Annotated in this window: 14 protein-coding genes; 8 read left to right on the plus strand and 6 right to left on the minus strand. The window is 28.3% G+C overall.

All coding sequences use genetic code 11. The features are described 5' to 3' along the window. Window positions 1-26 precede the first annotated feature (26 nt). Together A9758_RS06865 and A9758_RS06870 are read left to right on the plus strand one after the other, a co-directional pair. Window positions 27-1,328 (plus strand): phenylacetate--CoA ligase family protein, encoded by a 1,302-nt coding sequence (locus A9758_RS06865; RefSeq protein WP_011406623.1) that lies wholly within the window; start codon window positions 27-29, stop codon window positions 1,326-1,328. Between the two features lie 12 nt (window positions 1,329-1,340). Then, window positions 1,341-1,781, plus strand: coding sequence for an amino acid-binding protein (locus A9758_RS06870; RefSeq protein WP_011406624.1), 441 nt, complete (start codon window positions 1,341-1,343; stop codon window positions 1,779-1,781). A gap of 22 nt (window positions 1,782-1,803) precedes the next feature. On the opposite strand, the gene A9758_RS06875 is transcribed toward A9758_RS06870, so the two are convergent. Both A9758_RS06875 and iorA read right to left on the minus strand, forming a co-directional pair. Beyond that, a complete protein-coding gene (locus tag A9758_RS06875; protein WP_011406625.1) occupies window positions 1,804-2,388 on the minus strand; it encodes an indolepyruvate oxidoreductase subunit beta in 585 nt (194 codons plus the stop codon). 6 nt (window positions 2,389-2,394) lie between these two features. Then, window positions 2,395-4,251: an indolepyruvate ferredoxin oxidoreductase subunit alpha gene (iorA, locus tag A9758_RS06880; RefSeq protein ID WP_011406626.1), complete on the minus strand. Its 1,857-nt coding sequence runs from the start codon at window positions 4,249-4,251 to the stop codon at window positions 2,395-2,397. Between the two features lie 287 nt (window positions 4,252-4,538). On the opposite strand from iorA, the gene tfrB reads away from it, so the two are divergent. Continuing rightward, window positions 4,539-6,035 (plus strand): fumarate reductase (CoM/CoB) subunit TfrB, encoded by a 1,497-nt coding sequence (gene tfrB / locus A9758_RS06885; protein WP_011406627.1) that lies wholly within the window; start codon window positions 4,539-4,541, stop codon window positions 6,033-6,035. 43 nt (window positions 6,036-6,078) lie between these two features. Here tfrB and A9758_RS06890 read toward each other — a convergent pair whose 3' ends face one another. Further along, on the minus strand, window positions 6,079-6,399 hold the full coding sequence (locus tag A9758_RS06890; protein WP_172617525.1) for a YbjQ family protein: 321 nt from the start codon (window positions 6,397-6,399) through the stop codon (window positions 6,079-6,081). Between the two features lie 116 nt (window positions 6,400-6,515). After that, entirely contained in the window at window positions 6,516-7,004 is a 489-nt protein-coding gene (locus A9758_RS06895; RefSeq protein WP_011406629.1) for a DUF308 domain-containing protein, read from the minus strand. Window positions 7,005-7,241: 237 nt separating this feature from the next. Between A9758_RS06895 and A9758_RS06900 the strand changes: the two genes are divergently transcribed. The 5 genes from A9758_RS06900 to A9758_RS06920 are packed head-to-tail and all read left to right on the plus strand — an operon-like array spanning window position 7,242 to window position 11,521. Beyond that, window positions 7,242-7,958, plus strand: a complete 717-nt coding sequence (locus tag A9758_RS06900) for a TrmJ/YjtD family RNA methyltransferase (RefSeq protein WP_011406630.1) — start codon at window positions 7,242-7,244, stop codon at window positions 7,956-7,958. A gap of 3 nt (window positions 7,959-7,961) precedes the next feature. Further along, window positions 7,962-8,555, plus strand: coding sequence for a dCTP deaminase (dcd, locus tag A9758_RS06905; protein ID WP_011406631.1), 594 nt, complete (start codon window positions 7,962-7,964; stop codon window positions 8,553-8,555). Further along, window positions 8,555-10,297: a glycine--tRNA ligase gene (gene glyS, locus A9758_RS06910; protein WP_011406632.1), complete on the plus strand. Its 1,743-nt coding sequence runs from the start codon at window positions 8,555-8,557 to the stop codon at window positions 10,295-10,297. The genes dcd and glyS overlap by 1 nt, the downstream gene beginning before the upstream one ends. Window positions 10,298-10,307: 10 nt before the next feature. Next, on the plus strand, window positions 10,308-11,072 hold the full coding sequence (locus A9758_RS06915; protein ID WP_011406633.1) for a TatD family hydrolase: 765 nt from the start codon (window positions 10,308-10,310) through the stop codon (window positions 11,070-11,072). Window positions 11,073-11,122: 50 nt separating this feature from the next. Further along, the gene (locus A9758_RS06920; RefSeq protein ID WP_011406634.1) at window positions 11,123-11,521 is read left to right on the plus strand and encodes a hypothetical protein; all 399 of its coding nucleotides are present in this window, start codon (window positions 11,123-11,125) and stop codon (window positions 11,519-11,521) included. 78 nt (window positions 11,522-11,599) lie between these two features. Here A9758_RS06920 and A9758_RS06925 read toward each other — a convergent pair whose 3' ends face one another. Continuing rightward, window positions 11,600-12,079, minus strand: a complete 480-nt coding sequence (locus A9758_RS06925) for a hypothetical protein (RefSeq protein ID WP_011406635.1) — start codon at window positions 12,077-12,079, stop codon at window positions 11,600-11,602. Next, complete coding sequence (locus A9758_RS06930) at window positions 12,072-13,136, minus strand: DUF1611 domain-containing protein (RefSeq protein WP_011406636.1); 1,065 nt, start codon at window positions 13,134-13,136, stop codon at window positions 12,072-12,074. The genes A9758_RS06925 and A9758_RS06930 overlap by 8 nt, the downstream gene beginning before the upstream one ends. Between the last annotated feature and the right edge of the window lie 106 nt (window positions 13,137-13,242).

A 13,242-nucleotide genomic window follows, 5' to 3' on the forward strand; every position in this document is an offset into this window, starting at 1 on the left:
TAATAATTTAAGGAAGTATTATATACATGATATGGGATGAAAAGATTGAATGTATGTCTAAAGAGGACATGGAAGAATTACAACTAAAACGTTTACAAGATGTTGTTACAACAGCATATAATAAAGTACCATATTATCATAAAAGATATACCGAGAAAGAAATATACCCTGAAGATATAGAAACTCTTGCAGATATTGAAAAATTACCATTTACTACAAAAACTGATTTAAGAGAATCATATCCCTTTGGTTTATTTGCAGTAGAACAAAAAGATATTATTGAAATCCACACATCTAGTGGAACAACAGGAAAACCTACAGTATCTGGTTATACTAAAGAAGATTTAGATATATGGGGAGAAGTTATAGCTAGGGGATTAACAATGATGGGTGTTGATGAAAATGATATAATTCAAAATACTCATGGTTATGGATTATTCACTGGTGGTTTTGGTGTTCATTATGGTGGACAGAAAGTAGGTGCAACTGTAGTACCTATATCTACAGGTCAAACATTAAGACAAATTGAAATAATGAAAGATTTCAAGACAAGTGTTTTAATATTCACACCTTCATATGGACTACATATAGCTGAAGAACTTGATGAAATGGGAATTAAACCATCAGATTTAAATCTTAAAGTTATAGGATTTGGTTCAGAAAGTTGGACTGATGCAATGAGAAAACAAATAGAGGATAAATTCCAAATACCTGCATATAACATCTATGGACTAACAGAAGTAATGGGTCCTGGTGTAGCAATGGAATGTAGTCAACAAGATGGACTTCATCTATCAGAAGATCATTTTTATCCAGAAATTATAGATCCACGAACATTAAAACAAGTCCCTGAAAATACACAGGGAGAATTAGTACTTACAACACTAACAAGAGTAGGTATGCCATTAATTAGATTCCGTACAAGGGATGTTACAAAGATACACCATGAAAAATGTGGGTGTGGAAGAACACTTGTTAAAATGGATAGAATTACTGGAAGAACAGATGATATGCTTAAAATTAAAGGAGTTAGTGTTTTCCCATCACAAATTGAAAAAGCATTATTATCAATTGATGGTGTTGAACCACATTACCAGATTATACTTACAAGACCAGATGTTCTTGATAAAATAGAAGTTAAAGTAGAAGCTTCACCAGAAATATTCTTTGATAATGTAAAGGAATTGGTGGGAATACGTGATAAGTTAGCTCAAGCAATACATGATGAAATAGGCCTAAGAGTTAATGTAACACTTGTTGAACCAAAAACTATTGACAGAGTAGATTCTGGAAAAGCTGTACGTGTAATTGATAATAGAAATAAATAGGGATGTGTTAGTATGGATGATATATATGTTGATCAGTTATCAATATTTTTAGAAAATAAGGAAGGTAGAATGCTTAATACTTTGGATATTATTGAAAATCTAGGTGTTAATATAAGAGCATTATCTATTGCTGATACTTCAGAATTTGGAATATTAAGATTAATAGTTACAAAACCTCATGAAGTTAAAGAAGAACTAGAAAAAAGAAATTACATTGTTAAAATAACTAAAGTACTTGCTGTTTCTATTAGTGATGAACCAGGAGGACTAAATACTATACTTAGAATTTTAGATAAAAATAGTATTAATCTAGAATATTTATATGCTTTTGTTGAACAGAAAACATATCATGCAATAGTTATATTAAAATTAGAAGATATGACTGAAGGTTTAAAAATATTAAAAGAAGGAAATGCAAATATTATTTCTCCAGAAGAAATATATTCAATATAATTTTTTTCCTTCATCTTTTTTTTTATTTACAACAATTATATCCATCCTCAAATGCTTTGAGATTTATATCAATAGACTTTGGTGGAAGATTATCTTTCATTGTTGTTATTACATCATCTTTATCTAATGGAAATGATGATATTGCTGTAGATGCTCCAACCATTGCCATATTCATAGATAATGGATGTCCTGCATTTAATGCAATTTTATTAGCATCAAAACTATATACTTCAGCTACTTTTGAATCAAGTTCAGATAAAATATCATCAATATTTGGATAATTCACATCTTGTTGATTTATTGTGGATGGGAGTACTGGTGATGTATTAACAATAACTGATGTGTCTTTACTAGTTTTTTCAAGAGCTCTTATTGCTTCTACTGGTTCAAATGCTAGTAATAAATCTGAACAACCATTTTGAATTATGGGACTTTTATCTTCACCTATTTTAAGTTCTGTTGATACGACTCCACCTCTTTGAGACATTCCATGTATTTCACTCATTACTACATTCATATTTTCTTTTAGTGCAGTTTCTCCAATTACTATAGATGTTTTAATAATTCCCTGTCCACCTATACCACAAATATACATATTATATGTCATTCTTATCTACTCCTTATGAATTGCACCTGTTGGACATACATCAACACATACACTACATTTATTACATGTTTGATCTATTATTATTTCATTATCTATTTCATTAATACTTGGACATGCTAATTGATTAACACATTTATTACAATGAATACATTTACTAGAATCTACTTTTATTTTATAGTTACGTGCTCTAATCTCTTGTTTATTTATTAGATTACATGGATATTTTGATATTATTACAGAAACTCCATCATAATTTAAAGCATCCCTATATGTGTCAATCATTTTATTAACATCCAATGGATTAACAATTTTAACAAAACCTACTCCAATAGATTTTACTAGAGATTCAATAGATATTGCTGGTGCTTCATCACCCATACCATCAACAGGTATTCCAGGATTTGTTTGTCCACCAGTCATTGCAGTTATTCTATTATCTAGTATTACAAGCGTAAATTTCATTTTATTATGAATTGCATTTATAAGTGGTGGTATTCCTGCATGGAAAAATGTTGAATCACCAATAAAGCTTATAATTGGCTGATTTTCAGTTGCTTTACTAAAACCACAGCTTGCTCCTACACTTGCACCCATGGACATTAAGTAATTTGCCATATTATATGGTGGTGCTATTCCTAATGTATAACATCCAATATCTGATGGATGAATACTTTCCACATCTAAATTTAAACTGTTAATAACACTTCTTGCTGCATAGAATGAGGCTCTATGAGGACATCCAGAACATAATGTTGCAGGTCTTGATGGAAGAGGTATTTTAGTTGGATTATTTACTTCAATAGTATTATTTTTTATTAGTCCAAGACTTATTAAAGCATTGAATAATATATCTGGAGTATATTCTAGAATTTCAGGAAGTATTCCATCTTTTTTACCATGAATTTTAGTGTTAATACCATATGTTCCTGCTACTGCTAATGTTTCCATTTCATGAATAGCATCTACTTCTTCAACAACCAATACTTCTGAGTTATTTTCTAAGAATTCTTTAACCAAATCTTCAGGGAATGGATGTGTAAATCCAAGTTTTAATATATTTACATTAACATTATTTTGATTTAGAACATCACAAACATAATTATATGCACCACCCGAAGTTATTATACCAATATCTGCCCCATTATCAAATAATTGATTTAAAGGTGATTTATTTGAAATTTCACGTAAATCATGTATCTTTTCAATCAGATTTTTATGCATAGTTCTTGCTATTTCTGGTACTGGTACATGTAATCCTATATTTTCATATAATCCCTTATTTACTTCATTTTTTGTATATGTGTCTGTTTTAACAATTCCTCTCATATGAGATACTCTTGTTGTTGTTCTAAGTATTACGGGAATATTATATTTATCTGATATATCATATGCATAATGAATAAAATCCTTTATTTCCTGTGGATTTGATGGTTCAAATATAGGTATGTTTGCCTGTCTTGCAAAGTGTCTTGTATCTTGTTCATTTTGTGATGAGAATGTTGAAGGATCATCTGCAACTAACAATAAGAAACTACCTTCTACTCCCATATATGCACTGGTCATTAGAGAATCACTAGCTACATTTACTCCTACATGTTTCATAAAAGAAAAAGTTCTTAAACCTGAACTTGCTGCTGAAGCTGCTACTTCTACTGCTACTTTTTCATTTGATGAAAATTCAAAGTATATGTTTGCATCTTTTGCTACTTTAAATAATATATCTCCAATTTCAGATGATGGTGTTCCAGGATATGTTGCTGCTAATGAAACACCAGATTCTAAAACTCCTCTGACAGCTGCCTCATTTCCCAACATGAAACGTTTTTTATCCTTATTGGAATCTAATAATTCTTTTATATTCATGTTCTTACTCCTTATAAATAAATTAACTCTATGATAAATGTAAAAAAATAGTTAATTAAATATGAATATTAATAATTAATAATTACAATTATGATAATATATCTGTTAAATAAAATATTTAAGTTATGAGTTTTTAAATTATAAAAAGATAGTTAATTTTTAAGAAAATTTTTAAATTAATATTATAAATTAAAATATAATAAAAAACATATAACTAAAATAGATAGAAAAAATAATTAAATTAATATAATTTTTAATTATTATAAAGTAATTATTAGGGGTAGTATATGATTACTGTTAACATAAAAAGATATAATCCAGAAACTAATAAACAATACATGGAATCATATGAAATTGAACATACAGATAAAATGAAAGTTTTAGATGCTCTTCAACAAATTAATGATAAATATGATGCTAAAATAGCATATAGATATTCATGTAGAGCTGGTCAATGTGGTTCATGTGCAATTAAAATAAATGGACAGGCAAAATTAGCATGTAAAGCTGAAATTAATGATAATGATACATTAGAACCATTAGATTTTAAGGTAATTAAGGATCTAATAGTTGACCGTAGTCCATTAAATAAAAAAGTAAATGATTTAAATCTTTACATGGCATCAGAATCTAATGAAAAACTATTAGAACCTGAAATTATAAAACCTGAAACATATGCTCAAACTGAAGCATTACGTGGTTGTATTGATTGTTATTCCTGTATATCAATGTGTCCTGTAATTAAAAAATCAACTGAATTTATTGGACCTTATTTTATGAGAGCATTTTCTGATTTATCATTTGATCCTAGAGAAGACACATCAAAAAGTGAGGATGCTATTGATTCTGGTTTATATTCTTGTACTTCTTGTGGACAATGTTCAAAAACATGTCCTAAAGAGATTGATATCTATGGAAAAGGTATTGAAAAACTTAGGGCAACTGCATTTGCAAGAAAAGAAGGTCCTCTTGAAGCACATAAACAAATACGTGAATCTGTAATAAATACTGGTAGAACTGTTCAACCAATGGAAGATAGTAAATATCCTGAAGGATTCATAAAAGCATATAATCAAACACATACATTTGAAGAAAAACCTAAAATTGCCTTCTTCACAGGTTGTATGATAGATAATAGATTACCATGGATTGCCGAATATTTAATTAATATTCTCTCAAAACTTGGATATGAAGTAGATATCCCTGAACAACAAGTCTGCTGTGGTTCACCACTATTTAGAACTGGACAGGTAGATGTTATTCCATCATTAATTAAAAAGAATTATGAAACATTCAAGGATTATGATATAGTATTAACAGTATGTGCAGGTTGTGGTTCAACACTTAAAAATAATTATCCAGAATATGATGCAAAACTAAATGTAATGGATATAACAGAATTCCTACAGGATAAACTTAAAACTGAGGATATGAATAAATTAGATTTAAAAGTAACATATCATGATCCATGTCATCTTGTACGTGGACAAGGAATTAGTAAACAACCAAGGAAAATATTAAATAATATTAATGGTGTTGAATTTATTGAAATGGAAAAACCTGACCAATGTTGTGGTGCTGGTGGAGGAGTAAAATCTGGAAAACCAGAATTGGCTAAATCTCTAGCAGATAGTAAAGTAGACATGATTGATGAGTTAGATGTTGATTATGTTGTAACAATATGTCCATTCTGTGAATTTAATATACAAGATTCATTAACTAATAAAAATTCAAAAACAGAAGTAATTAACCTTATGGAACTTTTAAATAAGGCATATGAATAATTATATTCATATCTTTCTTTTTTTTAAAAAAATAAATGGTATTTTAATCTAGTAATACTGCTGTACCATTTACACTTACAAGAATTGTGTTACCCATAGTACCACCAAGATTACTATATTTTATTCTAACATTCAATATTGCATTTGCACCTAGTTGTTGTGCCTTTTCTTTCATACTATCTAGAGCTATTTCTCTTGTTTTTCGTAGCTCTCTTTCATAAGTAGAAGTTCTACCTCCAACAACATCCCTTACTCCTGAAAAAATATCTTTATATACATTAGCTCCAATTAATCCTTCACCATTTACTATTCCAAAATATTTTTGAACTTCTCTTCCTTCAATATATGGTGTTGTTACTATCATCACTTGAAAAAACTCCCAATTACATTCAATAAATATTAGTTTATAATTAATAGTTATTAAAGAAGTATGTAATTTTATGATTTTTAAAAAAAAGAAATAGGTGGTTATAATACTTGTTATCTTTCAAAGATTATAGAAAATAACCCTGTACATATTAACCATATACCTATAAGTAAACTAAGATTTATTGGATTATATATAAATGATCCTATGATTATATATAAACTTCCAAATAATATATTTGAAATACCAAACACTAATAGTGGATTGTATGATAATCTAGCTAAAAATACATAATAAATACCAGAAATAATCATTATACAACCACTAATATATACTAAAAAGCTAATAAATGCTGATATTAAAGCTGGATTAAACATTACAATAAAACTGAAAATTAAAGATATAATTGCCAGTACAACTGCTACAATACCACCAACTCTATGAAATTTAAATATATTTATAGCTGAGATAAACAATAGTAATGCAATCATTAAAAGTACAAAACCTGAAAACACACTATATGTCATAGACACCAAAAAAGGACAGCATAAAGCTATGATACCCAGTATAATTAATGTTATAGAATTCATATTTATATTCATTAGATAACCTCCATAAATTAAATAATAAATTCATAATATTTTCAAAAAATGATAATTCAGATAAAAAAAATAAAATTTAAAAATAAAATGAATTATATGTTAATTTGATTTATTAAGAATTATTAATTATTATTTTTAAAATATAATATTTATAAATCTATGTAAAAAAGACCTATTCAATATTTACAGTTAATTATTTTAAATAAATTAAGACAAAATATATAGTAGTGATTCTAATTGAAAATTTATACAGTGTTTGTTGAACCGAAAACATCAGGAAATATAGGATTTCTTGCAAGAACTATGAAAAATTTTGGATTAAAAAAATTAGTATTAATTAATCCATGTAAACTTGAAAATGATGCATATTATCAAGCAATGCATGCTAGAGAACTTGTACAAGATGCAATGATATATGATACTCTTGAAGAGTTTATTGAAGATAAAAAAATAACATCTATTGTAGGTACCACTGGTACTGCTGGTGGAAGTTATAATATAAAAAGAATTCCAATAACTCCAGATGAATTAGGAAAAACTATGCATGTTAATGGAAATATTGCATTACTCTTTGGAAGAGAAGGTGATGGTCTTAATAACCAAGAAATAGAACAGTGTGATATTCTAGTAACTATACCAACAAGTGATGAATATCCAATTATGAACATAACCCATGCTGCAGCCATTATTTTTTATGAAATATTTAAAAATAAGAAAAGTTATCCAATAGATGACATGGATATTTCAAGTTATGATGATAAAAAAGTATTAACTAATCTAACCAATGAAATTATCTCAAAATTAGATTATCCAGAACATAAAGAAAAACAAGTGAAAATAATTGTAAAAAGAATAATAGGTAGAGCATTTATAGCTGGACGTGAATCACAAACATTACGTGGAACACTAAAACGTATAAATACACGAATCAAAAATAAAACTCATGAGGAGTAAAACATGGCAATACTTAGTGATAAGGATATTAAAAAATATTTAGATGAAGGTCGTATTGTAATTGATCCAATTACTAATGAAAAACAGATACAACCATCATCTGTAGATTTAAGATTAGGTGACCAATTCAAGGGATTTAAAATAATAACAAAACCATATATAGATCCATTTGATAATACAGATCTTGAATCATATATGAGTTCAATTACAGTAGAAGAAGATAAACCATTTATAATACATCCCGGTGAATTTACATTAGCAACAACATATGAAAATGTGAAATTACCTGATGATATTGTTGCTAGAGTTGAAGGTAGATCTTCTATGGGTAGACTAGGTATTACCATGCATGTAACGGCAGGTTATATAGATCCAGGATTTGAAGGTAATATTACACTTGAAATATCTAATATTGGTAAAATGCCAGTTGCATTATATCCTGGTCAAAGAGTATGTCAAATTGTGTTTGAAACTATGACATCCCCATCAGAAAAACCATATGGCCATGAAGATAGAGATAGTAAATATATGGGACAAACTGGACCACAAGTAAGTAAAATCAAGGAAGATTTTGATATAATAAATGGAGGCAAATAATGGGAAATGAAGAAGTAATGAGAATATCTAGAAAAAGAGGTTATTTATATCCATCTTTTGAAATATATTCTGGAGTAGCAGGATTTTATGATTATGGACCACTAGGTGGTGTTCTTAAAAATAATATAATGAATCTATGGAGAAAATACTATGTTTCAAATGAAGGATTCTATGAAATTGAAGCACCTACCATAATGCCAAGAGAAACATTGAAGGCATCAGGACATGTTGATAACTTTACAGATCCTATGACACAATGTATGGAATGTAATGAAGTATATCGTGCTGATCATATCATTGAAGATGCTATTAGTAAAGAAGTAGAAGGACTTCCAGATGAAAAATTAACAGAAATTATTGAAGAAAATAACATAGTTTGCCAAAATTGTGGAGCTAAACTTACACCAGTAAAAAGTTATAATTTAATGTTTAAAACAGAAATAGGTGTTAGTGGAAAACAAACTGGTTTCATGCGTCCTGAAACTGCTCAAGGTATATTCATAGCATTTAAAAGAATTAGTAGATTTTATAAAGATAAGCTTCCATTTGGTATAGTACAGTTAGGTAAATCATATAGAAATGAACTTTCACCAAGACAGGGAGTTATTAGATTAAGAGAATTTACACAAGCAGAAGCTGAAATATTTGTAGATCCATCTGATAAAACACATAAAAATTATAAAAATATAGAAAATCATGTACTACATCTATATAATCAAAAAGAACAATTGAATGAAGGAAAACCTATTGAAATAACAGTAAAAGACGCCATAGATAATAACATTGTTTCAAGTGAAATGTTAATTTATCAAATAGTTATTGCCCATAAATTCTTAAGAGACCTTGGAATTGAAGATGATGTTATTCGATTTAGACAACATTTACCTGATGAAATGGCTCATTATGCAATTGATTGTTGGGATGCTGAAGTAAAAACTGATCAATATGGATGGGTTGAAATAATAGGTATTGCCGATCGTACAGATTTTGATTTAAAATCCCATATAAAACATAGTAAAGAGGATTTATCAGTGTTTAAAGAATATGATACACCAAAAAATGTAACTGTTACAAAACCTTCATTTAATATGAAAAAATTTGGTCCAACATTTAAAGGAGATTCACCAAAAGCTAAAGAAATTCTTGAAAATACTGATAGTAATATTATTAAAGAATCATTTGACAAAGATGGAGTATTTTCTTTTAGTATTGGAGAAAATAAATATGAAATCGACCAATCCTTTGTTAAATTTGAAACTAAAGAAGAACAAATACGTGGAGATCGTATTATCCCTCATGTTATAGAACCATCATATGGTATTGATCGTATAATCTATTCAACATTACTTCATTCATATACTGAAGATGAAACAGAAGAAGGTGAAAAAAGATCATATCTTAAATTACCTGCTAAAATTGCTCCTATTAAAGCAGCAATCCTCCCACTTGTAAATAAACAACCACTAACTCTTATTGCAGAGGATATAGAAACAACACTTCGATCTAGTAATATAATTACATCTTTTGATGGAAGTGGAACTATTGGTCGTAGATATGCTAGAGCAGATGAAATAGGTATTCCATATGCTATAACAATAGATTATGATACTGTTGATGATAAGAAAGTTACTATACGTAATAGGGATACCTTTAAACAAAAACGTGTGGAAATAGAAAAACTTTCAATGATAATAAATAACTTAGTAGAAGGACATATTAACTTTGAAGATATTGAAGAATAGGTGATTATATATGATTATAGATGCCCATGTACATGCAGATTGTAGGCCTATTGAGGACTTTAGAGATATTAAAATAGGTGGTGTTAATGCAATAATTACATGTGCACATGATCCATTAGAGATGAAACAATCAAATGTCAATATTGAACATTTAAATAGATTAGTATACAATGAACCAAAACGTGTGGCAAAACATGGTGTTAAAACATATGTTGCTGTGGGAATTCATCCAAGAGCAATACCCTCTGATTATAACAAAGTAATTGAAAAATTACCAGATTATCTAAAGAAAAAACATGTTATAGCAATTGGTGAAATTGGTATAAATGCAATTCGCGATATTGAAAAGGAAGTATTTATTAAACAATTACATTTTGCTGATGAAAATAATTATAATGTTATTGTACACACACCTAGAACAGATAAAAAGAAAGTTACTAAAACCACTATTGAATTACTTGATGAAAATATCAATCCTAAACTAGTTCAACTTGATCATGTTGATTATTCAATTGTTGATATGGTAATTGATAAGGATTATACTCTTGGTATTACTGTTCAACCTGAGAAAATGTCTGTATCTCAAACAGTAGATATGTTAGATAAATATGGATTTGATAAATTTGTACTTGATAGTGATATGAGTTCAGCACCATCTAATCCTATGTCTCTTCCAGAAACAAAACATGAATTAGAAATTAGAGGATATAAAAATAGTGATATTAACAAAGTATTATGTGAGAATGTTCTTAACTTTCATAACATAAAACTTTAAATTTTCTTTCTTTAATTATTTTTTCAAAGAATATATTAAAAGGTGATACTATGTATACAAAAACTTACATAATCTGTCCTAACTGTGGATATGAAGAAAATGAAGAAGCATGGGATAGATGCATAAATTGTGGATATGAATTTCATAAAAATCATAAAAAAACAAGAGAATATGATTATGACTTCTATGAAACAGCCAGACAACGTAACTACCCTCCAAGTTATACATATAGAGGTAACACTAATGAGGTTAAACCAAAAGATACTTTTATGGGCCTTATTTTATCAATAATCTGTCCAGGACTAGGTTTATTATATTTAGGTTTTCCTTTAAGGGGAATAGCATCATTTATAATAGTATTCTTAGCTTTTTATTGGTGGGGATTTTTACCTGCAATAGTTCTATACATTTTTTCAATAGTAATGACCCAATGTTGGGGTGCTGAATAAAAAAAATAGAGTTATACTCAAATATCCATTTATTTCTTTTTTTTGAAATATAAAAATAAAAAAATAGAAAAAGTAGTTTTATTGTCTTAACACCCTTATATCCTTAGGAGTTACAACAATAACATTTTTTGTACTTCCAAGTAAGATTACACTTGCATTTGTTGCATTTTTAAATGCTTTTAATGTTGAAGATAGCTTTCTAAATTCAGAAGCTCTTCTTTCTTGAATATATTTTAAATCAAGTATTGCTGGAACACCTGTTTTATTTACATTATCTAATTCATCTGATAATGAATTTAAGGATTTAATTTTTACTAAACGAATAGTATCAATATTTACACCTTGTTCTGGTTCAATTAAGACTGCTTCATCATCAGAATGATCAACAATTATATCTTCATAATCTGATTCATATGAATCACCCACATCTGAAATGAAATTATCACTTAACATTTTTTGATCATCGTCAAAGTTAGGTTCCATATCTGAATCAACATTATAATCACGATCCAAACTTTTTTTAATATTAATTGAAATATCCCTTAGGCTATTATCCATTTTTCTCACCTATATAATCCAAAACAGTCTTTAACAAACGTTTAAGACCACCATTAGAATCTGTATGTATATCCACAGTAGGTAAATTAAATTTTGATTCTATATTCTCTAATGATAAATCAGGAGCATTTCTTCTATTAATTGATAAAGCAACTACTTTTGTAGGTTCAACAGCTTCAATAGCATTTAATTCTGTGGAAATACCAACAGGTTCTCTGAATGGATGGTTTTCCCTGTGACATAATACTACAGCATCTGGCATTGCTCCAAACAATATAGCTGCTGAAAGTCCTTTAGGATGTGGATTACCAGTTTCTGTTAAACTTGATTGACCTTCAATGAAAATAATATCTGCATCTTCCTCTTCTTCAAAATATTTTACTGTTCCCATTATAGCTGAAGGAACATCCATTACAGATAAACTTCCAGCTCTGAAATTAATATCAGTTGGAGGTTGTAATCCCATTTCATCTGTTGAAAATATTTTTGCATTGAGACCTAACTCTTTTGCTGCTTTACCCAAGTTACGTGTTGTGGTTCTTTTTCCACATTCTTGTGATGTACCACCTATAAATATAACAGGTTTTTTATGATGATATGTTATTTTTGGTAATACTTCTGTTACTTTTTCTGGTGCAGTACCTATTACTTTTTCAACATTATCTAATCTTGAACTTATTTGTTTTATTTGAACACCTTTTTGATTAGCAAATTTTATTAGGGATGGATTTTCTTCTAAAGGTAATGATCTAAATGATGTTAATACATTTTGTCCTAGATCTATAGCTTGAACTGCATATTTTAAAGCAGCACCTTCAGCTCCTATAGGTAACATTATTGCTACTGTTTTTGAATTTGATTCTTCAACCAAGGTTTTTAAATCAGAACCTACTATATGTCCACAAAATTCTTTTCCTTGTTTTGCTTTAGAATCATCTAAAAAGCCAGCAGTTTCAACTCCATCAAAATTAGATAATTTTTCTCCACCCCCACCAGCTCCAATGATTATAAACGGACTTAAATCCTGAAAATCTTTACTAGATGTTATAGAATACAAAAAATCACTTCTCCAAAAAAATTTATTTTATAAATAATTATATAATTTTAAATCTATTATATTTAGATATATTTCAACTATAATTTATAATTATACATTTTTTTTA

The sequence above is a fragment of the Methanosphaera sp. A6 genome, assembly GCF_001729395.1.
GTDB classification, from domain to species: Archaea; Methanobacteriota; Methanobacteria; order Methanobacteriales; family Methanobacteriaceae; genus Methanosphaera; species Methanosphaera stadtmanae.